Below are 23260 nucleotides of genomic sequence, written 5' to 3'. Positions count from 1 at the left end.
TCGTCGTCTCGGTCGGGCCGTAGACGTGGTGCAGCTCGCAGCCGGTGTCGAGGAGGCGGCGGGCCAGCTCGGGCGGCGGCGGTTCGCCGCCGCACAGCGCCTGCCGTCCGCCGAGGGCCTGGCCCGCGTCGTCCAGCACGGCCCGCCAGGTAGTGGGCGTCGCCTGGACGGCGTCGGCCTGGTGCCGGGTGAGGAGGTCGGCGAGGGCCCGGCCGTTCAGCCGCGCCTCGTCGGGCGCGACCACGACGTGACCTCCCGAGGCGAGCGGCACCAGCAGCTCGAGGCCGGAGATGTCGAAGGCGAACGTGGTCAGCCAGACCATCGCGTAACCGTCGCCCGCGCCGAGCTCGTCCGCGAAGTGCGCGACGAGGTTCGCCAGCGCGCGGCGGCCGACGAGGGTGCCCTTCGGGCGTCCCGTCGAACCCGAGGTGTACATCAGGTAGGCGAGCGCGTCCGGGTCCTCGTCCGGGACAGGGCCGGGCGTGCCCGTCGCTGGGACCGGCGGCACCTCCACCGCGCGCGGGACCTCGACGTCCGGCCGCTTCCCAGACCACAGCAGCGTCCCGGCGCCGGAGTCGTCGACCTGGTAGGCGAGCCGGGAGGCGGGGTGGTCGGGGTCGAGCGGCAGGTAGGCGGCGCCCGTCAGCCACACGCCCAGGACGGCCGCCGCCAGTTCGGGGCCGCGAGGGGCCGCGACCGCGACGATGTCGCCCGGCCCGGCACCGTCCAGCGCGTCGCGGACTGCGAGCGCGGCCGTCCAGAGCCCGCCCCTGGTGACCACACGGTCGCCGTCGACCAGGGCGGTCGCCGCCGGGTCGGCGGCGGCGCGGGCATGCACGGAGGTGAGCACGGCGGGGGCGTCGTCCGCGGCGGTGTCGTTGGCCGCGCCGATGACGGACCGGTCGCGCTCGCCCCACGCCCGCAGGGCGCCGACGGCGGCGTCCGGGTCGCTCTCCAGCGCGAGCAACAGGTGCTCGAAGCGCTCGTACATCAGCTCGACGTCGTCCCGATCGAACAGCTCCGAGCGGTAGACCACGCGGATTCGGATGCCGTCCGGGGCGGACATGACGAAGAACTCCAGGTCGAATTTCGCCGAGCCGTTCTCCAGGTGCAGCGGCTCGGCCTTGGTGCCGGCCAGCGCGAACGCCGGGACGCCGAAGCCCTCCACGTAGTTGAAGGCGTGCTGGAAAAGCATGTTCCGCCAGGTGTCGCCGGTGCGGCGGGTGCGGCGGGTCAGCTCGTCGACCGGGACGTCGGCGTGCGTCAGCGCGTCGAAGTACCCGTCGCGGGTGCGGCGCACGAAGTCCCGGACGCTCTCGCCCGGGTCGAGCCGCATCCGCAGGGGCAGCACGTTGATGTGGTAGCCGATGGCGCGAGGCGCGTCCTGCGGCCGGATGTTGGCCGGGACGCCGACGACGAGGTCGGGCCCGGCACCGTGCGCGTCGAGCATCAGCAGGTAGGCCGCCAGCAGCACGACCGTCTCCGGCGCGCGGACCGTGCGCTGGAGACGGCGGACGGCCGCGACCGCGGACTCCGGCAGCGCCCGGACCAGGTGGTCACCGGCCAGCGTCGGCGCCGGGACGTCGGCGCGCCCGCAGCGCAGCGCGGCGGGCGCGGCGGCGTGCCCAGCCAGCTGTTCCCGCCAGTACTCCTCGCTCTTCGCCCGGACCGGCGGGTCGGGCAGCGCGGGCGCCACGGCGGCCAGCGCCGGCGGGAGCGGCCGCCCGGCGGCCAGGCACTCGTAGGCGGCGGCGAACTCCTCGACGAACACCGGGATGGACGTGGCGTCGAAGACCAGATGGTGGACGACGAAGCACAGGGCGTCGCCGTCCGGCCCGACCAGCAGGCCCGCCCGCAGCAGCGGCGCGCCGGTCATCTCGAAGGGCCGCGCGACGAACGGCGCGAACTCGTCCTCCGGTTCGCCCCCTGCGGACGTCAGCCGAAGCACCTCGGGGGCGTCGGCCTCCTCCACCGGCAGGACCGTGCGGGTCAGCTTCGCGCCCTCGGCGCGGTAGCCGGTGCGCAGCGACTCGTGGCGGCGCAGCAACGCCATGAGCGCGGCGCGGACGGCGGGCAGCGAAATCCGTCCCTCGGCGCAGAAGGCGAAAGCCAGGTTGTTGGGCACGCCCGGGACCATCCGGTCGAGGAGCCACAGTGCCTCTTCCCGGACGGTGGCGGGCCGTGCGGCGGGCGCGTTCTGGACGGGCGCGGTCACCGGTCCACCTCCCCGAGCAGGTCGCTGACGGCCGCCACGACGTTCGCGTCGCGCAGCAGTTCGGCGTGCGGCAGGTCGAAGACGATCTCCCGCGCGACGGTGCCGTCCCGCTCGCCGGGCGGCAGGGTGTTGAGGCCGTTGTGCTGAGTCGCCGAGGTGATGGCGGTCGCGGTGGCCCAGCCCTCGCGCGGGTCGAGCTCGGCGGCCGACACCAGGTAGGACAGGAAGGCGCGGAAGCCGCCGAGCAGCTCGGCGGTGCGGTCCGCGGCGAGCCCGACACCGGTGAGGGCCGGTTCGCCGTAGGCGACGACCAGATCGCTCAGCGCGACGGCCAGATCCGGCATGTTAGATATCTCATGCAAGGCCCGGTCGCCGTCGGCGCGGGCCGCGTCGGCCCGGCCCGGCCGCAAGAACCCGGCCAGCGCGCCGATCGCGTCGCAGTAGTGCCGGTGCAGCAGCTCCGGGTGCGGGCGCTCCGGGTCGAACACGATCAGCCGCGGGGCGTCCTGCCAGGTGGCGACGCGCGCCGCGAGGCCCGCCGCGAACACGCTGCCGACGCAGTAGCCCAGCACGGCGGTCACCCTGTGCCCCGACGCGCGGACGTCGGCGGTCCAGCGGTCCAGGTGGTCGCGCGCCGTCTTGTCGGCGGGGTCGGGAGGCGCGGTCTCCCAGACGGCGCAGCCGGTCTCGACCTTGGGGATCAGGTCGCTGAAGGATCCCACGGTTCGGCCCGTGGTGGCGGAGAAGTCGGATGCGAGAATGAGGTTCCCCGTAGTGGAACCCCGAAGGACGTTGTACGCCGCAGGCTGTCCCATGTCCCCTCTTGATTTAATCCGATTGGCATGCGTGAATCGAGCTCAAGGCTCGCACCCGGTTCCGCGAACCGGAACCCCTATCCACGTCGGCTGCCTGCCGCGATTCCACCTCCTATCGCGCCGGTAGGGGCTGGTAGGGGCTTCTGCCACCTCCCCCGGCACACCTACGCTCCGTCCTGCCGGACTCAATTCAGTCCGCCTCGGACGAGCGTGAATTAAGGGGAGAGAATGGGCCTCGACGGCACCTGGCATCTGACTCTCGACAGCGCCATGGGAAAGCAGGAGTTCGATTTCGATATTAAGGCGGACGGCGACGGGCTGACCGGCACCGGGTCCGCCGAGGGCCGCGAGGTGGTCCCGGAGATCATCGGCGGGACGCTCGACGGCGACACCGCGTCCTGGAAGCTCAAGGTGCGCAAGCCGATGCGGATCACGCTGACGTTCACCGTCCAGGTGGCGGGCGACGAGATGACCGGCAAGACCAAGGCCGGGGTCTTCGGCAGCTTCCCCGTGACCGGCCGGCGGACATGACCGCCGCCGCTTTCGACCACGCCCCCCCGTTCACCGGGGCGACGGCGCTGGTGACCGGCGGCGGCTCGGGCATCGGCCTCGCCACCGCGCGCACGCTGGCCGCGCGCGGCGCCGAGGTCGCCTGCGTGGACCTCGACCCGTCCGCCGCCACCGACCCCCTTATAGGGGTGCGCGGCGACCTCGCCGACGACGGCGTCGCGGCGGCCGTTGGCACCGCGGCCGAGCGGCTCGGCGGCATCGACGTCCTGGTCAACCACGCCGGGACGCTCGCCAGGGGCTCGTTCGAGGACAACGATCTCGACGAGTGGCGGCGGGTCTTCGAGGTGAACGTGCTCGGGCTCGTCCGCGTCAGCCGGGCGGCCATGCCGTGGCTGCGCAAGTCGGCCAAGGCCGGGCGGAGCCCAGCGATCGTCAACACCTGCTCGATCACCGCGCTGGTGGGAATGCCGGGCGGGGCCGTCTACGGCGCGTCCAAGGGTGCGGTGTACTCGCTGACCCTGTCGATGGCCGCCGACCTGCTGGCCGAGGGGATCCGGGTGAACTGCGTGGCGCCCGGCCCGGTCGACACCCCTTGGGTGCGCCGCGAGCTCGCGGCCGCGCCTGACCCGGAGGCGGCCCTGGCGGCGGTGCACGCGCGGCAGCCCAACGGGCGGCTGATCACCGCCGAAGAGGTCGCCGAGGCGATCTGTCACCTGGCCGGGCCACTGTCGGCGGCCACCACCGGGACGGTGCACGTGATCGACGGCGGGCTGCGCGGCCTGCGGATCCCGGCCGCCGCCGGACGGCGATTGACAAAATGACATTCTGACGTCACAGTGTCAGCATGACAAGCAAGAAGCCGGCCGAGGACAGGCGCGTCGAGATCCTCACCGCGGCCATGACGGTCTTCGGCCGCTACGGCTACCGGCGCACGTCCATGGAAATGATCGCCAAGGCGGCGGGCATCTCGCGGCCCGCGCTGTATCAGCACTTCAGCGGGCGCGAGGACGTCTTCCGCGCGATGGGCGCCCACATGCTCGACGAGGTGTTGCGCAGCGCGCGGGAGGCCGCCGCGGCCGAGGGCGCGCTGGCCGACCAGCTGTACGCGGCCCTGGCGGTCAAGCTGCGGACGGTGCTCGGCTCGGTCGGCGCCGGGCACCGGGCCGAGCTGCTCACCGAGGCCGGGGTGATCGCCCCCGACCTGATGCTGTCGTTCAAGAACCGGTTCGCGGCCCTCGTCGCGGACCTGCTCGCCGCCGCGGTCGGCGGCCCGGACCGGCTCGCCCCCGGCATGACCGCCTACGAGTGCGCCGACCTGCTGCTGGACGCGGTCGTCGGGATCAGCCAGGCCGACGGCACGCCCGACCAGCTGCACCGGCGGCTGCGCCAGCTGGTGGAGCTGACCGTCCGCGGGCTCGGCACCCCCGAACCCGTGCCCGCGGGGAAGCCATGAACGACATGCATGACGTGCACGTCCGCACCACCGCGCGGCCGAACGACCCGCACGACCAAACGAATCCCGCACTAACGTCCGTCAGGAGATCCGCCAGTCATGGATGCCGCCACCGTTTACCGACGCCGATGGCTGACCCTGGCCGTCCTCAGCCTCTGCCTCGTGATCAGCGGGCTCGACGCCCTGGTGATCGCCATGGCGGTGCCGAAGATCCAGAGTGATCTCGGCGCCACCGTCGGGGAGATGCAATGGTCGGTCGACGCGTACACGCTGACCTTCGGCGGGCTGCTGCTGCTCGCCGGCACCCTCGGCGACCGTCTCGGGCACAAACCGATGCTGCTCGGCGGGCTGGTACTGATCCTCGGCTTCTCCGTCGCCGCCGCATTCGCCGGGACGCCCGCCACCCTGATCGGCTTCCGCGCCGGGATGGGGCTCGGCTCGGCGATGGTGATGCCCGCCACCCTGGCGATCATCAAGCACATCTTCCCGCCCGAGGAGCAGGCCAAGGCCATCGGCGTCTGGTCGGGCGCCGCCGGGATCGGCATCCCGCTCGGCCCGGTGATCGGCGGGCTGCTGCTGGACCACTTCTGGTGGGGCTCGATCTTCCTGATCAACGTGCCGGTCGTGGCGATCGCGCTGGCCGCCGGGATGCTGCTGATCCCCTACTGGCGCACGGAGCGGCCGAACCGGCTCGACCCGGTGGGCGCGGTGCTCGCCGTCGCGGGGCTCGTCCTGCTGGTCTACGGGCTGATCGAGGTCCCGGTGCACGGCTGGACGGGCGCGCAGACCCTGGTCGGGCTGATCGCCGGCGTGGTGCTGCTCGTCGCGTTCGTGGCCTGGGAGGCGCGTACCGGCACCCCGATGCTGCCGCTGTCGCTGTTCGCCAACCGTCGCTTCAGCGGCTCCGCCGCCGCCCTGACCTGCCAGGCGTTCGCGCTATTCGGCAGCCTGTTCGTGCTCACCCAGTACTTCCAGATCGCCCGGCACCACGACCCGCTGTCGTCCGGGCTGCGCATCCTCGCGATCTGCACGCTGATCATCTCCTCGCCGCTGGCGCCCTACGTGGTCAAGGCCATCGGCGACAAGCTGACCATCATCACCGGCCTGCTGATCATCGCGGCGGGCGCGTTCGCGCTGTCCACCGCCGACGTCACCGCCGAGACGACGGTGCTGGTCAGCCTGGCCGTCATGGGCTTCGGCATCGGCCTTTCCATCCCGCCGTCGGTGGACGGCATCCTCGCCAACGCGCCCTCGCACCAGGCCGGCACGGCGTCCGCCGTCAACGACACCGCCCTGCAGGTCGGCGGCGCCATCGGCGTCGCGGTGCTCGGCACCGCGATGACCTCGGCCTACCAAGGCGCGCTGCCGTCGCTCGCCGGGCTGTCGGCCGCCGACCGGTCGCAGGTGCGCGACTCGCTGGGCAGCGCGCTCGCCACGACCGCGCGGCTCGGCCAGAACGGCCAGCAGCTCGCCGCCCAGGCCACCGACGCGTTCGGCACGGGCATGGGGGCGGCCGCGATCACCAGCGGTTGTGTGGCGCTGCTGGGCGCGGCGATCACCATCCTGCTCATGCCCCGCGGCCAGAAGAGCCCGGCCGCGGCCCACACCAGAGCGGCCGCCGACGACCCCCAGGACGCGCGCCTCGGCACCGGCGTCGCGGACTGACCCCGACGGGTCCGCCGCTCCGGGGATCGGCCGGACCGCCCGCCCGGGCGGTCCGGCCGATTCGCCGCCGCCGGTGACCGAAACGTGAACGAGTGTGAACAGAAATCGGTCGAGCAGCACCACAACAATCGACCGGGCATTAATAGGGGGCGCCGCCGCCCCGGATAGGGGGCGGCATAGGGGTTCGCCGAGTCGATCGACGAGTTATCTTGCAGAGCGGCGAGTGAGAAGCGCTCGATTCGGCAGCCGATGATCACGGTCGGCCGGTCAGAAAATAGCGATCCACCTTTAAGGGGGCCATAGCCGTGGACTTCGGTCTGTTCTATTTCGCCGACACCGGAATCGCCGCAGACAACAGATATCAGCTCCTTGTGGAGGGGGCCAGGTTCGCCGACGCGAACGATTTCACGGCGATCTGGACGCCCGAGCGTCATTTCCATTCCTTCGGCGGGCTCTATCCGAACCCGGCGGTGACCTCGGCGGCCCTCGCCACCATCACCGAGCGCGTCGCGCTCCGCGCGGGCAGCGTCGTCGCGCCCCTGCACCACCCCGTGCGCATCGCCGAGGAATGGTCGGTCGTCGACAACCTGTCCGGGGGCAGAGTCGGCATCTCCTTCGCGTCCGGGTGGAACGCCGTCGACTTCGCGCTTCGGGCGGAGAACTTCCGCGACAGCAAGCAGGTGCTGATCGACACCGTGGACGCCGTGCGGCGGCTGTGGCGGCAGGAGGAGCTGGAGTTCACCGACGGCACCGGCGCCACCTCGGCGGTACGGATCTACCCGCCGCCGGTGCAGCCGGAGCTGCCCGTCTGGCTCACCAGCGCGGGCTCCGAGGAGACCTTCCGCAAGGCCGGTGAGCTGGGTATCGGCATCCTCACCCACCTGCTGGGGCAGGACCTGGACACGCTGGCCGGCAAGATCGGCGTCTACCGTGACGCGCACGCCGCGCACCACGGCGGCGACCGCGGCACCGTCGCGCTGATGCTGCACACCTACATCGGCACCGACCGAGACGAGGTCAGGGAGCTGGTGCGCGCCCCGTTCAGCGCGTACCTGCGCAGCTCCATCGGGCTGTTCGCGCGGGCGATCAGCGCCGACATGCCGGGCGTCGACCTGGACCGGCTGACCCCGGCCGATCTGGACTTCCTCGTCGCCCGCTCGTTCGACCGCTACTTCGACACCGGAGGATTGTTCGGCACCGTCCAGGACGCGGCGAAGATGGTCACCACCCTCGCCGACATCGGCGTGGACGACCTCGCGTGCCTCATCGACTTCGGGCTCGACACCGAAGTGGCGCTCGACGGGCTGGCACGGCTCGACGAGGTGCGGCGGCTGCACCGCTGATTCGCGCGGGCGGCAGATAATACCTGGATGCCCCGCCATCCGCCCGAGGATTCCTCCCGGTCCGAGGGCGGACGTCCTTGCCCGTCCCGCCGAGCCGATGAGAGACTCAGCGTCAATCCCCGCAAAGCGACAAGTCCAGTTGTTCTTTTGGCACCACGGGGGTGACTTGAACGTGGAACGTGAAGCGGAATTGGCCGTACTGTCCTCCCTTCTCTCCGCGAGCTTGAAGGGCAGGGGCCGGGTGGCGGTGATCACCGGACCCACCGGTTACGGCAAGACGACCCTGCTGCGGACGTTCGCCGACCATGCGGAAAAGCAGGGGGCGGTGTTCATCAGCGCCACCGCGGCGCGCACCGAGAACGGCGTTCCGGAACTGTTCGGGCAGTTAGCACGACACCCCCGGCTGCCCGCCGCGTCCGGCCCGCCGGTGCAGCTCCCCGCGGATGGCGACCCGGCCCTGTCCAGCTCCGCGCTGCACCGCATGTGGAAGCCGGTGCACGAACTCGCCGCCGAGGCGCCCGTGGTCATCGGCGTGGACGACGTCCACCACGCCGACGAGGCGGTGCTGCGCTCCCTCCTCCACCTCACCCGCCGGCTAGAGACGTCGCCGATCGTGGTCGTGCTGACCCTGTCGTCCTGCTCGCTGGACGAGCGTGCGTCCTTCACCGCCGAGCTGCGCAGCCAGCCGCACTGCCGGCACATCCGGCTGCGCCCGCTGGCCGCGCCCGCGGTGGCCGGGATCGTGACCCGCGGGCTCGGCTCCGCCGTCCCTGACGACTGCCTGGAGGCGTTCCACCGGCTGAGCGGCGGCAACCCGCTGCTGCTCGACGCCCTGGTCGCCGACACCCGCGCCGCCCGCCCGGCCCGGCCGCACGCGGTGGCGGGCAACGACTACGTCCAGGCCGTCTGGCAGTGCCTGCACCGCGCCCATCCCGCGGTCGTGGACTGCGCGCGGGCCGTCGCCGTGCTCGGCGGGGACGCCTCGCCCGCACCCGCCCTGCTCGGCCGGATACTCGACGCCGACCCGGCCGACATCGCGCTGGCGCTGCAGAGCCTGGAGACGATCGGCCTTTTGGAGGACGGCGGCTTCCGCGACGAGGCCGCCCGCGAGGCCCTGTACGCCAAGGTCCCCGCCCGCGAGCGCGCCGCGATGCACCTGCACGCGGCCTGCGCGCTGCGCGAGGACGGGGAGCCCGCTGCGCGGGTGGCCCGCCCGCTGGCCGAGGCGGGCACGGTCGGCGCCGGCTGGATGATCGACGTGCTCCGCCAGGCCGCCGACCACGAGCAGCACGACGGCGACTTCACCAGCGCCATCCGCTACCTGCGGCTGGCCCGCCAGGCCGCGAGCGCGCACGGCGGGGACGAGGCCCAGCTCACCGCGGAGCTGGCCAGCGCCGAATGGCAGGTCGACCCGCTCCAGGTCGTCCGGCTGCTGCCCGAGCTGCGGGCCGCCGCGGCGGCCGGGCGGCTGACCGACCGCCAGACCGAGGACCTGGTCACCTACCTGCTGTGGCACGGCCGGCGGGAGCAGGCGCGCGCGCTGCTCACCGGCGGCACCGACCGGCTGCCGGCGACCGGCTGGGCGTCCCGGTTCCGCTCCTGGCTGTATCCGACGCTGCTGGCCGACCTCGGCGGCGCGCCGCCCGACGACCGCTCCGTCGAGGTCGCGGTGATCACGGGCGGCGAGATGGACGACGACCTGCTCATCGCGGCCGAGCAGGTGCTGCTCAGCACCCGCCTGGACGACTCCGTCCTGGTGCCCGCCCTCACCGCGCTGGCCGTCCTCGTCTACACCGAGGGGCTGGACCGCGCCGCGGCGTGGATCGACATCCTGCTGAAGGCGGCCGAGCGGCGCGGCTCGCTGACCTGGCAGGCGCTGCTGTCCACCACCAGCTCGATCATCGACGTGCGGCGCGGCGACCTGCGGACCGCCGAGGGGCACGCGCAGCGCTCCCTGACCCTGCTGTCCAACCGGAGCTGGGGGATGGCGCTCGGCCTGCCGCTGTCCAGTTCAATCCAGATCGCCACCGCCTGCGGCCGCTACGACGAGGCGGCCAAGTTCCTGCGGGTCCCGCTGCCCGACGGCATGTTCGAGACGCTGCCGGGCCTCTACTACATGTTCGCGCGCGGCCACTACCACGCCGCGATCGGGCAGCATCTGACCGCGCTCGCCGACTTCGGCTCCTGCGGCGACCTAATGCGCGGCTGGGGCAACGACCAGCCCGCGCTCGTCCCCTGGCGCGGCGAGGCGGCCCGCGCCTGCCTGCGCCTCGGCCGCACCGACCGGGCCCGCGCGCTTGTGGAGGAGCAGATGGCGCGGACCATGTCCTGGGACGCCCGGACCCGCGGCGCCTCGCTGCGAGTGCTGGCCGAGCTCGCCGCCCCGGACGAACGGGCCGTCCTGCTCGCCGAGGCCGTCTCCGCCCTGGAGGGGACGACCGACCGCGTCGGGCTGGCCACCGCCCTCACGGAGCTGAGCCTGGCCCGGACGGCGCTCCGCGACGAGGACGGCGCCCGCGACGCCGCCCGGAGCGCCCGCCCGCTGATCAAGAAGTGCGGGCTGGAGCCGCTCGCCGCGGCGCTGCCCGGCGGCGGCCCGGACCGCGACGGCGGGGACAAGCCGCTGCGGATCGCCGGCCCCACCGCGGAGCTGAGCGACGCCGAGCAGCGCGTCGCCTCGCTGGCGGCGGCGGGCTTCTCCAACCGGCAGATCGCCAGCGAGCTGTTCATCACGGTCAGCACCGTCGAGCAGCACCTCACCCGCGTCTACCGCAAGCTCAACGTGTCCCGCCGCCCGAATCTCGCCAAGGCCCTCGGCACCCCCGCCTGACCCTGACCGTCCGCCCCTCGCCCCTCGCCCGACGGGTCAGCCCGTCCGCCGGACCTGCCAGCACGGGAGCGTCAGCACCCGCTCGACGTCCCCGTGCTGGGCGAGGCCCACCATCTCGTCCAGCAGTGCGCCGTCGAGCCGGTCGACGAGCCGGCCGCCGCCCTCGCTGAGGGTCCAGAACCGGCCACCTTGGAAGACCAGCGGCCGCTCCCACGGGACGGTGCTCGCCGCCCGCACCTCCAGCAGGACGATCACATGGTCGCCCGCGGGCACACCCGCGGCGACGGCGCACTCCAGCCACGCGACCGCGCCGCGCAGGAACACCGCGTCGCCGTCGCCCGCCGTCCAGTCGACGCCGTCGAACCGGCTATCCGCCGGGCTGGCGAGCGCCCTGCAGAGCGCCCCGTCACGCTCCCCGAGAACGCTCAGCCCGACGGTGCGGGCGCCGCGCACCCGCTGCCACGTCCGCGACGAGTCGGCCACGCAGACCGACACGAGCGGCGGGTCCAGCGACACCGAGGTGAACGAGCTGACCGCCATACCTGCGAGGGACCCGTCCGGGTCGAGCGCGCAGAGCCCGACCACCCCGCTGGGAAACTTCCCGAAGACGTCGCGCAGCGCCCGCTGCCCGGTCACCGGACGCAGCCTCGGAGGCCACGTCTCGCTCCCCACCTGCACCGTTCCCCCTCACTCAGTCGGGCCGTTGCGGGAATTCTCACGTGCGCGCCGCCGCCTGCAAACCCCTGTTCTGCGCTCTCCGCCATACGCCCGCACCCCCTAAGGGGTGCGGCGCCCGTCGACTTGTGTAGGGGCCATGGAACGCGGGCGCCCGCCTGCGCGGTCATGCCGTGATGGCGGCCCGGTGCCAGTAGTGAGCCGCCGACATGCGGGAGGGCCCGTCCTCAGACGCCGGTGAGGTGCCGCTCGTCGAGGGGCTCACGCCGCACGGGCTGCGGCACAGCCACAAGACCTGGATGCTGGAGGACGCCATTCCGGAGGTGCTCCAGGCCGAACAGCTCGGTCACACCGTGCCCGGCGGGGCGTGTACTCCCACGTCTCGGACACCATGCGAGACGACCTGAAGACCAAGCTCCAGAAACGCTGGGAGATCTCGCTGCAGGAACGGCTCCGGCTCAGTGGGAGCTCGCCGGTCCCCGTGCTCAATGGGCTTTTAGCAAGTGCTCAGAGGCGGGTTCAGTCCCGGTCTCGATCTTGAGCGCCTAGCGACCCGTCATGCTGGTGGGGGGATGAGGCCTCGTCCCACCTCTGCCGCATGACTACGCAGCATGAGCAGAAGCAGGGCGTTCTTGTGGCCTCATTCGGGTGGGAGGGAGATGATCTCCCAAAATCCTCCCAGTTGATCACTCAGGCCCTGCCGCGGATGTGCGGGAGGGCCTGTGGAGTAGGGGTGGACCTTGTTGGGGCTTATTCAAAAACAAAGGAGCAGGTCAAAGCCCTGGAGGCGCTCCTGCGGCGGCTGCCGGACCCCAGCGCCCCTCCCCCGCAGCCGCCCAAGCGACAACAACGCCGCCGAGCACGGCGCCTCGGCGATAGCGAGACCCAGGAGCTCATCGCGGCGTATGGAGCCGGCGCGACGGTGTACGAACTCGGCGAGCGGTTCGGTATCGCGCGACAGACCGTCAGCAGGTACCTGCGTAGCCACGACGTGCCGATGCGGATGCGCGGCCTCTCCCCCGAGCAGATCGATGAGGCTGTACGGCTCTACGAGGCCGGCTGGTCACTGGCAAGGATCGGAGAGCGGATGGGGGTCAACGATATGACGGTACGAAGCCGCCTGGTCGAGCGCGGGATGCAGATGAGGCCGCGACAGGGTGGGCGGCACTAATTAGACACCATCTCATTTGGTGGGTTGGGGGTAGCTTGCGATCGTTGAGCGGTTGGTGCCCGAGGAGTTGCGGGAGCTGTCGAGTGAACGACCGCGCGGGTGTGGGCCAGGCTGCACTGGCTGGTGCTGGAGGAGTTGGGCGCGCGGGGAGCTGGACTGGGCGCGGTGCGCGATCGACTCGGTCGGTGTTCGCGCCGCGAAGGGGAGCACTGGTCGGCCCGAATCCTGTCGATCGCGGCAAGCGTGGGTCGAAGATCCATCTGCTGGCCGATCGTGCCGGACTGCCGCTGTCTGTCGGGATCTCGGCGACCAACACTCATGACAAGCTAACGTAGAAGTTAATCGAGACTCTGTATCACGCTCGCACGTCCCCGCCTACTACGAGAGGACGATCGCCTGCGACACCGCCCGACCTGGACCAGGTAGAGCCTCGCCGGCTCTGAAGGCACCTCCTCATGACGAAGGGCCAGGTTATGAATCGGTGTTAACCCGGATCTTGTGGCGGTCGTGTCATCCGGGCAAACGGCAGAGGCGTCGTCACTTACGCATCGTTCATGAGGTGGCCTGCGGCGTTCGACTGGGCTGTGCGAACGTTGAGGGGGCGCGGGAGTGTCGTGGTTGACCGAGCAGGGTGAAGTGCGGAGGGGCTCCGTTGCGAGTTGGACGCCCCCCGGAGAGACATGTCGGGTCGGGGATCGGACGCTGCCGGGCGGCATGCTCTACGTGGGTACTGGGCTTGCCGCCGCGTCGGGGCGCGGCGTCGAGCCGGCGCTGATCGACCCGCTGCTTCCGGTTGACTGGAGTTCACCCGACTGGACGGGAGAAGGCCTGGGTTACTGGCCGTGCTATTCCGATATCGCGCCGCGTTGCCGTGCGGCATATCTGCGCTGGCTGGCGGCCGGGCGGCGGCATCGGGACGTTTCGGTGGGATATGCGTTCCTCTTCCTCTACGGCTTGGAGCGCCGGGTGCTGCTGGACCTGCGACGGGATGATGCGGCGCGCGTGAGGGAGGTGCCGCTCATTCGGGCGGAGATCGAGCGGCTGATGGGCCTGTTCGGTTCAGATGGTTCGTTTCGGAGTTACGCCACCGAGTTCCGTGGCCTCCTAGAACTGATGTCGGCGGCAGGCGAGGATCCGGGTACCGGGTCCGCGCCAGCCGCTGATGGGGCTCGGCCGTCGGCGCGGTTGCGTCTCGGACTGGGCGAGTTCGCGCGATCGGGGCGCGCACTGCCTGCCGACTGGGCTCTCTCCTGGGTGATGTCGCATCCCGGTTACTCTCCTCGGACGGCGGCCAAGCGGTGTCCCGAGGAATTTCGCAGGCTTTTCGCAGTGCGCTACGACGATCGTCATCTGGGAGGCTTCCGTATCCAGCCAAGGGGGCCGGAACTACGTTTCGATTATCGGCCTGCCAGCGGCGGTTTCCGTGGGACCGCGTCAATGACCTTTCAAGAGGTGCCGGACGTTTTCGATCAAGCCTTGCCCCTCCGACGACTGGTGTCGTTAGCTGATGAGTGCGCTGAGAGTCTGAGCGCGTTCAGCCGCTTGATCGGGCGGAGTCCGGAGTTGCGCGGGAAGCTTGCCAGTGCCGCCGAGTTGCCGGACGAACTGGTCGATCTCGATGCGGGGGAGGTCGGCGCTTTCACCGAGTGGGCGCGATCGCGGCTGGGCGGTTTCGCGATATCGACTGTTCCGGCGGCGGACCTACTGGCCTGGTGCGGCGACGAACGCCCCGGGAAGAAGGGTGTGATCGCGCTCGCCCGGATTCTCGGCCGTGCGGGGATCGGGATGGAGCCCGATCCCCGCTTCGGCGGCCCGGTTCCCGCTGGCGGGTCGGTGGTGTTCTTCCATGTCAATGGCGTTTCAGAAGCAGCGCCGACATCCGCCTATCGCGCGGCGACGTTGCTTCTGCATCTCGGCGCGGCGGTCAGCCTGGCCGACGGCCACGTGGCGACGGAGGAGAAGCAACTGCTGGTCGGGCACCTTGAAGAGGCGCTCCATCTGACGCGGCACGAGCGGTCGAGGCTGCGCGCGCATCTCCGATGGCTGTTGGCGACCGAGGTCAAGCTGACCGGGCTGTCACGGCGGATCGAGGAGGTCGACCGCACGCAGCGGGAGCACCTGGCGGACTTCCTGGCGGCCGTGGCGGCCGCCGACGGGCGCGTCGATCCGGCAGAGGTGAAAACACTGCGGCGAATCGCCGGACTCCTCAAGTTGGCTCCGGACGTCATGGACCGGAGCCTGCATGCCGCGACGGCCGCCGCGCCGCCCGCGTCCGCCCCGGTCGTGGTCCGTCCCGCCCAGCCGCAGCAGGGTCACACCGTGCCGCCACCGGCGGAGGCGCCCATACCCGCGTCCAAACTCCGGCTCGACGAATCGTTGCTGGCAGCACGCATCGCCGAAGCCGCCGAGGTTTCAGCGCTCTTGGGCTCGGTGTTCGGCGACGAGCCTCCGGACCCGCCTCGGCCGGCCCCGCCTGCGGTTGAACCCGTGGCGGGCTTGGATGCCGGGCACTCCCAGCTGGTCAGGGCACTGCCGGAGCAACCGGCCTTGTCGCGGGCCGCGTGGGAGGACCTGGCGGCCGCGCACAGGGTGATGCCGGACGGCGCGATCGACCGTCTCAACGAGGCCGCCTACGAGGCGGCCGGTGAACCCCTACTCGAAGGAGAGGACCCCTTGGAGATCAACCGCGGCGCGCTGGAGGCGATGCTGTGACCACGACGGCCCGGATCCGTCCGCGCGAACGCGACGCCCTGCTGCAGAGCCTGCGAGCCGGGGTTGTCCCGCGGGTCGGGCAGCAACACGTCCAAGTCGGCCGGGTGGCAGAGGTCCGCGCGATGCTGACTGACGTCGAGCGGATCGCCGATGGCGGCTCGGCCCTGCGGTTCGTGGTCGGTGAATACGGCGCCGGCAAGACGTTCTTCCTCCATCTCGTCCGGTCGATCGCGATGGAGAAGCGCCTGGTGACGGCGCACGCCGACCTCAACCCTGACCGCCGGCTGCATGCCACCGGCGGCCAGGCGCGAGGCCTGTACGCCGAGCTGATGCGGAACCTGGCAACCCGCTCCAAGCCCGACGGCGGTGCGCTGCCCAGCGTGGTGGAGCGTTTCGTGTCCACGGCGCTGGCGGAGGCGGAGCGGACCGGCAGGGCTCCAGACCAGGTCATCCGGGCGCGCATGGCCGATCTGTCCGAGCTCACCGGCGGCTATGACTTCGCCGAGGTGATCGGCGCCTACTGGCGTGGCCATGACAGCGGCGACGAGCATCTGAAGGCGGCCGCGGTGCGCTGGCTGCGCGGCGAGTACGCGACGCGCACCGACGCGCGGGCCGCACTCGGCGTCCGGACGATCATCGACGACGGCACGATGTACGACCACCTCAAACTGATGAGCCGATTCGTCCGGCTGGCGGGCTTCGACGGCCTGCTGATCTGCGTCGACGAGATGGTCAACCTCTACAAGCTGGCATCGACACGAGCCCGCAACGCCAACTACGAGCAGATCCTGCGGATCCTCAACGACACCTTGCAGGGCAGCACCGAACACCTGGGCTTCCTGTTCGGCGGCACACCGGAATTCCTCCGGGACTCCAGGCGGGGGCTGTTCAGCTACCCGGCCCTGCAATCCCGGCTGGCCGACAACGCCTTCGCCGCCAACGGGCTGGTGGACCTCACCGGGCCCGTTCTGGAACTGCAAGCCCTCACCCAGGAAGACTTCTACGTTCTACTGACCAAGCTCCGCCAGGTCCAAGCCGCAGGCGCAGGCGACGCCCGACCCCTTCCCGACGAGGCGGTCCTCGCCTTCATGCAGCACTGCTCCGACAAAGTCGGCGATGTCTATTTCCGAACCCCGCGTACCACGATCAAGGCCTTCTGCGATCTGCTCGCCGTCCTGGAACAGAACCCGGACGCAGACTGGCGGAGCCTGATCGGATCCGTGACCCTCGCGCCCGAGCACAACCCCGACCTCGCCCCACTCGAAGAAGAGGACCACCCGGACAACACCGCGCCCGCAGCGCACAACGAGTCCACTGCACGTTCTCAGAGCGACGATGACGACTTCACGACCTTCAAGCTCTGAAGCGGGCTCGCACTCCTTCGACCTGCTCCACCCCACGGTCCAGCGGTGGATCTGGCAGAAGCAGTGGAAGGTGCTGCACGATGCGCAGGAAGCGGCTATCCCGGTGGTCCTTGCGGGCGAGGAGGATCTCCTCGTCTCCGCGGCCACCGCGGCAGGCAAGACCGAGGCCGCCTTCCTGCCCATCTGCTCCGCGCTCGCCGATGCCGACGAGCAGAACGGCTTCGGGGCCGTCTACATCGGTCCGCTCAAGGCCCTGATCAACGACCAGTTCAGGCGGCTCGAGGAGTTGTGCGATCTCCTGCACATTCCCGTGCACCGGTGGCACGGGGACGTGGACGCCGCCATAAAGACGCGACTGGTCCAGCGAGCCGAAGGCATCGTGCTGATCACACCGGAATCTCTGGAGGCACTGCTCGCCAACCGCGGAACCCGCGTACCGTCGATGTTCCGCGGTGTCCGACACATCGTGATCGACGAGTTGCATTCCTTCATCGGCACCGAACGAGGCGCGCAACTCCAGTCTCTCCTGCACAGACTCGAACTGTCCGTGAGGCACCGGATCCCTCGTGTCGGCCTCTCTGCGACGCTCGGCGACTTGGACACCGCCGCGCAGTTCCTCCGCCCGGGCGGTGGTCACCGTGTACGGGTCATCGAGTCCTCATCCGACGGCCAGGAACTCCGCGTCCAGATCAAGGGCTTCCTGGACGACGCGCCGCGACGCGGTGCCCCGCATGCCTCTGCCGGGGAGCAAACCGAGAACTTCGCCGGAGGCGGCAAGCGCGCCATCGCCGACCACCTGTTCGCGGTGCTGCGCGGCGCCAACAACCTGGTCTTCGCCAACGCACGCCAGCACGTCGAATTGTTCACCGACATCCTGGTCCGACGCTGCGAGCAGGCCGGGGTACCCAACGAGTTCGTCCCGCACCACGGCAACCTCTCCAAGGAGATCCGCGAGGACACCGAAGCCCGGCTCAAAGACGGCCATCTCCCGGTCACCGCTGTCTGCACCTCCACCCTGGAAATGGGCATGGACATCGGATCGGTCGCGTCCGTCGCCCAGATCGGCCCTCCACCGGGCGTCGCCGCGCTCCGCCAGCGGCTGGGCCGTTCAGGGCGCAGAGGAGGGCCCGCGACACTCCGGATGTACGCCGCCGAGCCTGAACTCACTGCCACCTCAACTCCGCAGGACGAACTGCGGATCCAACTCGTCCAGATGATCGCCGTGGTCAACCTGCTGCTCGACCGCTGGTGCGAACCACCGGAAACCGGTGGGCTGCGCCTGTCCACCCTGGTGCAACAGGTCCTTTCGCTAATCTCACAGCACGGCGGCGTACTCCCTCAAGACGCCTACCAGGCGCTCTGCCTGAGCGGCCCCTTCCAGCACGTTGAGCCGTCGCTCTTCAAGGCCCTGCTTCGCGACCTCGGCGCCGCCGACCTGTTGCGCCAGGAAAAAGACGGACTCCTGCTGCACGGCGGCGAAGGCGAACGCATTGCCAATCATCACGCCTTCTACGCCGCCTTCCACTCCCCCGACGAGTACCGCCTGGTCAGCGCGGGCCGGACCCTCGGTTCCCTTCCCATCGCCCAGCCCCTGACTCCCGGCGACCTGATGATCTTCGCCGGACGCCGGTGGAAGATCGCCACGGTCGACGCCCGAAGCAAGGTCATCGAGTTGACCGCAGCAGGCGGCGGCAACGCACCGGACTTCTTCGGCGTCGCCGCCGACGTACACGACCGCGTCAGAACCGAGATGAGACTGGTCTTCGAGTCCGAGGACATGCCGCTCTACCTCGACACCGGTGCGCAGCGTCTCCTCACCGAGGGACGCAACGCCTACCGGCGCTTCAACCTGGCCAAGACCCCCATCATCGGTTGGGGCAGCGACACGCTGCTAGTCCCGCTACGCGGCGACACGTTCATGAACACCCTGGCGCTCGCCCTTCACCAGCACGGCATCGCGGTGGGGCGGCAAGGTGCCGTCCTGATCCTGCCCGGCACCGCGCCCCGCCATGTGATCGACATCCTCGCCACCCTCGCATCCGCGACCGCGCCAGACCCGCGCGAACTCGCGGCCCTCGTCCCCGACAAGATCATCGAGAAGTACGACGACGTCCTCGGCGAAGAACTCCAGACCCTCGCCTACGCGGCACGCAAACTGGACGTACCCGCCGCCTGGGCCGCGCTCCCCGACATGGTCACCGCAGCCGAGTCCACTCCACACACCCACCACTCAATACCCGCGCCTGCCGCTCCCGCTCGTCACAAGATCGGTGCGCTCCCCTACGCCGTCATCGACGTCGAGACAACCGGCCTGGATCCGCTGCACGACCGCATCACCGAAATCTCCGTTCACCGCCTCAAAGCCAACGGGATACCGGGCAGCTCCTACAGCACCGTCCTGCACAGCGACTCCGGCCCAGGCCCGACCCATATCCACGGCCTCACGGCCGGCGACCTCGCCGGCGCCCCGACATTTCCCGACGTCGCTGGTGACATCGCCGAGATGATCGATGGCGCGGTGCTCGTCGCGCATAACGCGATGTTCGACTCCGCCATGCTGGTCGGCGAGTTCGCCCGCGCCGGCGCCGCTCCCGACGACCTGCTCGTCCTGTGCACCATCGACCTCGCCCGCCGGTTCGGCCAAGACCAGCGCTCCCTCACGCTCGCCGACTGCGCGGAAGCCGAAGGCCTCCTTCTCACCCGCGAGCACTCGGCCGATCACGACGCCCGCACCACCGCGGCTCTTCTGCTCCGCTACCTCTCGCGAGCCGAACAGGCCGGACACCAATATCTGGACGAGATCGGCGCGACCGGGCTGCTGCCGACCGAACGCTGGGCGCCATGGGCCGCGAGCGGCCGCCATCGACAACGCAGACACACTCCGGCCCCACCGCTCCGGAAGAGGCTGCCCATACCCGCAATGGAGACCCACGCCCAGATCCTCTACGCCGACCACATCGCCCGAGCCGCACTGACACCTCAGAAATTCGAGCTGAACCTGCCACTCCTACACGAAACCGCCAACACACTCGAATTGACACCTCAGCAACGCGACGATGTCCACCGAGGCCTCATGGGCGCGTGGACGGGCCACCCCACCGAGTGCGAGCTGCTCACGGCTCTTCAGCTGCAACGTGACTGAGCCACCGAGTGAGAGGCATGCAGCCCAGATTCACAGAGAAGGCTCCCAGTCATGGCGCCATTCCACGGCAGCGACCCGCACGACGTTCAGGTCGGCTCCTTGCATGGACGGCGGTTGCGCGTCGACGGGTGGATCGAGACCTAGGGCCTCGGCAAAGTGGTTCGGTGTCCGGTTTGGGGTGTTGAGGGTGGCTGAGATGCAGGCAGGCACGGCTTTCCAAGATCATGGAGTTGCTGACGCCCCGTGATCTCGATGGAAGACCGTGCCTGCCGACGTATCATCTCCGATTCCGCCTGCCCTTGACCAACTCCGCGAACGGACTGGGGCCGCGTCCCCTGAGCTGCCGGGGTTGCTGGAACGCCTCGCCGAGGTACCCGACCCACGTGACCCGCGAGGCGTGCGGCACGCACTGGTGTGCATCCTTGCCCTGTCGGCGTGCGCGGTGCTTGCCGGCGCGACCTCGCTGGTGGCGATCGGCGAATGGATCGCCGATGCCCCACCGGATGTGCTGGCGCGGCCCGGAGTCCGTTATGACCGGCTGACCAGGCGGTACACGCCGCCCGGCGAAGCGACCGTCCGCCGTGTGCTCACCGGTGTCGACGGTGATGCATTCGACGACGCGGTCGGCCGGTGGCTCGCCGACCGCGGCGCCCCGGCCGCCACCACCGGGAAGCCGCGTGGTCTGGCCGTCGACGGCAAGAGCCTGCGCGGCGCCGCCCGGGCACACGGCCGCAAGATCCACCTGCTCGCGGCCCTGGACCACACCACCGGCCTGGTCCGCGCACAACGGGGCGTGGAAGACAAGACCAACGAGATCAGCTGCTTCCAGCCGCTGCCGGAAGGCGTCACCGACCTGACCGGGGCGGTGGTGACCAGCGACGCCATGCACACCCAACGCGAACACGCCGGCCACCTGCTGAGCCGCGGCGCCCACTACATCGCCATCGTCAAGGCCAACCAGCGCACCCTGCGCAAGCAGCTGAAGAAGCTCCCCTGGGACCGGGTACCGCTGCAGGGCCGTACCCGCGGCATCGGCCACGGCCGCGGCGAGATCCGCCGGATCAAGGTCTGCACCGTCACCGGCCTGCTGTTCCCCGGCGCCCGCCAGGCCATCCAGCTCAAACGCCGCCGGGCGCACCGAAGAACCGGGAAGACCACCATCAAGACCGTCTACGCGATCACCGACCTGACCGCCGAGCAAGCCACTCCCGCCCAGCTCGCCGAGCTGATCCGCGATCACTGGCGGATCGAGGCCCTGCACCACATCAGAGATACCACCTTCGCCGAAGACGCCTCCCAGCTGCGCACCGGGAACGCCCCCCGCGCCATGGCCACCTGGCGCAACCTCGCCATCGGCGCCCTACGCCTGGCAGGAGCGACGAAAATCGCCCCCCGCCTACGACACAACGCCCGCGACGCCACTCGCCCGCTCGCCCTCCTCGGCCTCATCTGAAAACCGACATCAGTCGACTTTGCCGAGGCCCTGGCTCTCCGACCGGCCGGGACGGCACCGCCGGGTAGTGGAACACACAGTGTCATCGCTGAGCGGCTGCCGCCGCCTGACCGCCGCTACGAACGCAAGGTCGAAGCGCAGACAGAGCAGGCCGGCGTTTGCCAAGCCATACGCCAGACGCGTGAAGAAGCCGTCTTCCTCACGGGTGACCCCGCCACCATGCACCACCATAGCCGTGCCGCGTACCGCAGCCGGCGTGACCAGCGTGCCGGAGAGTTGGAGGCCGTCGAGGGAGAGAGAAAGGGCGAGCTGCGCGGCGGTGGGCATGCCAGCAGGATGGCCGGTCAGCCCGCAGGCTGCTGACGGCCACGCAGAGTGTCAGACCCTCGTGGCACAGTGGTGTCTATGCCGTACTGCCCGTGTTGCCGTAGCCACAACGCAGAGTTTCAAGCTCCGAAGGTACCCGACGGGTTGCCAGCCAAAGCGAGCGTCTGCGGCATTTGTGCACGGCATCTTGGAGATAGCCCAACCAAAGTCAAGCGCCGCGAAGCGGAGCACTTCGAACAGTGGCAGTACGACGCTCAACTCGTAGAAGAAGCGCACGCTGATGAAGTTGATCGTCTCAATATCGTGATTGCTGACTTGCAGGCAGCTGTCGAACGGAAACAGAAAGAGCTAGACAGCAGACCCTTCCGCACAGTGATCGAAAACCTCGATCAAGCAACTGTTGATGACGCCCTAGATCGATGCGATAGAGCATATAGGGCTCGCGATTCCACCTTCAGTGCCCTCTCTGAAGTGCGCCTGTTGCACCATGACATTGGCGACGGCCAATGCCAATGTGGACGAAGAGTGAAAATCTGCAAAATCGCGGTCCTTGTTGACGGCTACCGAGCACTTGAAGCGTGGGAAGCAAATCAATGGAGGCGGAAGCAACACGGGCTTCACCATCTCCTGCCCATGGGACATCCAGGCGTCATCAACCCGCGATGGTCGAGCGAAGTGAGCGAAAACGAGATGGATGAGTTTGAATAGAGTTATTTGACAGCACATACCTCAAGAATCTTTCACCTCCAACGATCCTACCCCTTTGTCTGTATCCACATCTACTCCAATGTCAACTAAATATGTTTGACAAGACGCACCCGAAGGGGTATATCTCTCGTTATGATCAAAGTTACCCCTGATGTCGCCCTCCAGTTGCCCATTGACGAGCTTGCACTCTTCATTCTTGCCGACCTTGCACAGCCCAGTTCCAGCGACACAAATAAATCAGAATATAACTATACGCTTCAATACCGCAGCGATTCCGTGCATGGATACCGTGAAAACAAGCCAGCCCAGAAAGCAATTGCAGAAGCAGTAGGGTGGCTGCGTGCTCGCGGCTTGATCGCCTGCACTCCTGCCACCCAACACTCCTATGGCGCCCTCTTCATCACGCGGCGGGGACAAGAAGCCCTCAAAATGAGTGTACTGGACGTCCGGGCGATTGACCGACTGCAAGACAATCTGCATCCGCTTATCGAGCGCAACTCCAGGCGGCAGTTTCTCCTCGGGGAGTATGAAAACGCAATCTTCGGCGCGATGCGGGTCGTCGAGATACGCGTAAGGAGTCTCGCTGGCTTCGGTGACGACGTCTTTGGCTCCGACTTGATGACAAAAGCTTTCCGGAAAGGCGGGCCGCTCGCTGATCCGGCTGCGCCGCAAGGCGAGGTAGAGGGCACCATGATGCTCTTCAAGGGTGCTTACGCTGTGCTGCGCAATCCATCTGGACATCGCGAAGTGTCGTTTGACGACGTGACCGAAGCGTCCGAAGCTGTGCTGACGGCGAGCTTGCTGATGCGCATGCTGGACAAGATCGAGAAAAGACTCAGTTCCTAGCTGAGCTTCAAGGTCAACTCGGCCACTTCCG

General features: G+C 69.5%; 18 protein-coding genes and 1 pseudogene. 15 read left to right on the top strand and 4 right to left on the bottom strand.

Annotated features, from left to right (window positions below; genetic code table 11):
- Both AF1_RS14675 and AF1_RS14670 read right to left on the bottom strand, forming a co-directional pair.
- Nucleotides 1-2215 (bottom strand): condensation domain-containing protein (locus AF1_RS14675; protein WP_157419197.1); only part of this gene is annotated, 2215 nt, incomplete at its 3' end.
- Nucleotides 2212-2937 carry a hypothetical protein gene (locus AF1_RS14670; protein WP_067798268.1) on the bottom strand — a complete coding sequence of 242 codons (726 nt, stop codon included), beginning with the start codon at nucleotides 2935-2937 and terminating at the stop codon, nucleotides 2212-2214. The genes AF1_RS14670 and AF1_RS14675, both read right to left, overlap by 4 nt.
- A 321-nt stretch (nucleotides 2938-3258) precedes the next feature.
- Here AF1_RS14670 and AF1_RS14665 point away from each other — a divergent pair, with 321 nt between their 5' ends.
- The 6 genes from AF1_RS14665 to AF1_RS14640 all read left to right on the top strand — a co-directional run bounded on the left by AF1_RS14665 (nucleotide 3259) and on the right by AF1_RS14640 (nucleotide 10831).
- A complete protein-coding gene (locus AF1_RS14665; RefSeq protein ID WP_067798265.1) occupies nucleotides 3259-3561 on the top strand; it encodes a hypothetical protein in 303 nt (100 codons plus the stop codon).
- Complete coding sequence (locus tag AF1_RS14660; RefSeq protein ID WP_067798262.1) at nucleotides 3558-4361, top strand: SDR family NAD(P)-dependent oxidoreductase; 804 nt, start codon at nucleotides 3558-3560, stop codon at nucleotides 4359-4361. The genes AF1_RS14665 and AF1_RS14660 overlap by 4 nt, the downstream gene beginning before the upstream one ends.
- A gap of 23 nt (nucleotides 4362-4384) precedes the next feature.
- A complete protein-coding gene (locus AF1_RS14655) occupies nucleotides 4385-4993 on the top strand; it encodes a TetR/AcrR family transcriptional regulator (protein ID WP_067798259.1) in 609 nt (202 codons plus the stop codon).
- 99 nt (nucleotides 4994-5092) lie between these two features.
- A complete protein-coding gene (locus AF1_RS14650; protein ID WP_067798256.1) occupies nucleotides 5093-6658 on the top strand; it encodes an MFS transporter in 1566 nt (521 codons plus the stop codon).
- A gap of 305 nt (nucleotides 6659-6963) precedes the next feature.
- Nucleotides 6964-8001 carry a MupA/Atu3671 family FMN-dependent luciferase-like monooxygenase gene (locus AF1_RS14645; RefSeq protein ID WP_067798253.1) on the top strand — a complete coding sequence of 346 codons (1038 nt, stop codon included), beginning with the start codon at nucleotides 6964-6966 and terminating at the stop codon, nucleotides 7999-8001.
- 172 nt (nucleotides 8002-8173) lie between these two features.
- Nucleotides 8174-10831 (top strand): AAA family ATPase, encoded by a 2658-nt coding sequence (locus AF1_RS14640; RefSeq protein WP_165488403.1) that lies wholly within the window; start codon nucleotides 8174-8176, stop codon nucleotides 10829-10831.
- Nucleotides 10832-10867: 36 nt separating this feature from the next.
- Here AF1_RS14640 and AF1_RS14635 read toward each other — a convergent pair whose 3' ends face one another.
- On the bottom strand, nucleotides 10868-11467 hold the full coding sequence (locus AF1_RS14635; RefSeq protein WP_217999822.1) for a flavin reductase family protein: 600 nt from the start codon (nucleotides 11465-11467) through the stop codon (nucleotides 10868-10870).
- A 248-nt stretch (nucleotides 11468-11715) separates the two neighbouring features.
- Here AF1_RS14635 and AF1_RS14630 point away from each other — a divergent pair, with 248 nt between their 5' ends.
- The 7 genes and pseudogenes from AF1_RS14630 to AF1_RS14605 all read left to right on the top strand — a co-directional run bounded on the left by AF1_RS14630 (nucleotide 11716) and on the right by AF1_RS14605 (nucleotide 21348).
- The gene (locus AF1_RS14630) at nucleotides 11716-11913 is read left to right on the top strand and encodes a hypothetical protein (RefSeq protein WP_067798247.1); all 198 of its coding nucleotides are present in this window, start codon (nucleotides 11716-11718) and stop codon (nucleotides 11911-11913) included.
- Nucleotides 11914-12239: 326 nt separating this feature from the next.
- Complete coding sequence (locus AF1_RS14625) at nucleotides 12240-12677, top strand: hypothetical protein (RefSeq protein ID WP_131732750.1); 438 nt, start codon at nucleotides 12240-12242, stop codon at nucleotides 12675-12677.
- A gap of 93 nt (nucleotides 12678-12770) precedes the next feature.
- Nucleotides 12771-13000: pseudogene (locus tag AF1_RS34370) on the top strand (IS5/IS1182 family transposase); the annotation flags it as partial.
- Nucleotides 13001-13286: 286 nt separating this feature from the next.
- A complete protein-coding gene (locus AF1_RS14620) occupies nucleotides 13287-15389 on the top strand; it encodes a tellurite resistance TerB family protein (protein ID WP_084262894.1) in 2103 nt (700 codons plus the stop codon).
- Nucleotides 15386-16753, top strand: a complete 1368-nt coding sequence (locus AF1_RS14615; protein ID WP_067798241.1) for an ATP-binding protein — start codon at nucleotides 15386-15388, stop codon at nucleotides 16751-16753. The genes AF1_RS14620 and AF1_RS14615 overlap by 4 nt, the downstream gene beginning before the upstream one ends.
- Nucleotides 16725-19895 carry a DEAD/DEAH box helicase gene (locus AF1_RS14610; protein WP_084262893.1) on the top strand — a complete coding sequence of 1057 codons (3171 nt, stop codon included), beginning with the start codon at nucleotides 16725-16727 and terminating at the stop codon, nucleotides 19893-19895. Before AF1_RS14615 ends, AF1_RS14610 begins: the two co-directional genes overlap by 29 nt.
- A 262-nt stretch (nucleotides 19896-20157) precedes the next feature.
- Complete coding sequence (locus AF1_RS14605; RefSeq protein ID WP_067798238.1) at nucleotides 20158-21348, top strand: ISAs1 family transposase; 1191 nt, start codon at nucleotides 20158-20160, stop codon at nucleotides 21346-21348.
- Nucleotides 21349-21357: 9 nt separating this feature from the next.
- Here AF1_RS14605 and AF1_RS35655 read toward each other — a convergent pair whose 3' ends face one another.
- Nucleotides 21358-21675 carry an alpha/beta hydrolase family protein gene (locus AF1_RS35655; RefSeq protein ID WP_067798235.1) on the bottom strand — a complete coding sequence of 106 codons (318 nt, stop codon included), beginning with the start codon at nucleotides 21673-21675 and terminating at the stop codon, nucleotides 21358-21360.
- A 144-nt stretch (nucleotides 21676-21819) separates the two neighbouring features.
- Here AF1_RS35655 and AF1_RS34365 point away from each other — a divergent pair, with 144 nt between their 5' ends.
- Both AF1_RS34365 and AF1_RS33295 read left to right on the top strand, forming a co-directional pair.
- Entirely contained in the window at nucleotides 21820-22383 is a 564-nt protein-coding gene (locus AF1_RS34365) for a hypothetical protein (protein WP_131732751.1), read from the top strand.
- 132 nt (nucleotides 22384-22515) lie between these two features.
- Entirely contained in the window at nucleotides 22516-23229 is a 714-nt protein-coding gene (locus tag AF1_RS33295; protein WP_084262892.1) for a TIGR02391 family protein, read from the top strand.
- Nucleotides 23230-23260: the final 31 nt, after the last annotated feature.

Origin of the sequence: Actinomadura formosensis NBRC 14204, assembly GCF_001552155.1 — a bacterium.
GTDB classification, from domain to species: domain Bacteria; phylum Actinomycetota; class Actinomycetes; order Streptosporangiales; family Streptosporangiaceae; genus Spirillospora; species Spirillospora formosensis.
This window is presented reverse-complemented; position numbering and strand designations above follow the sequence as displayed.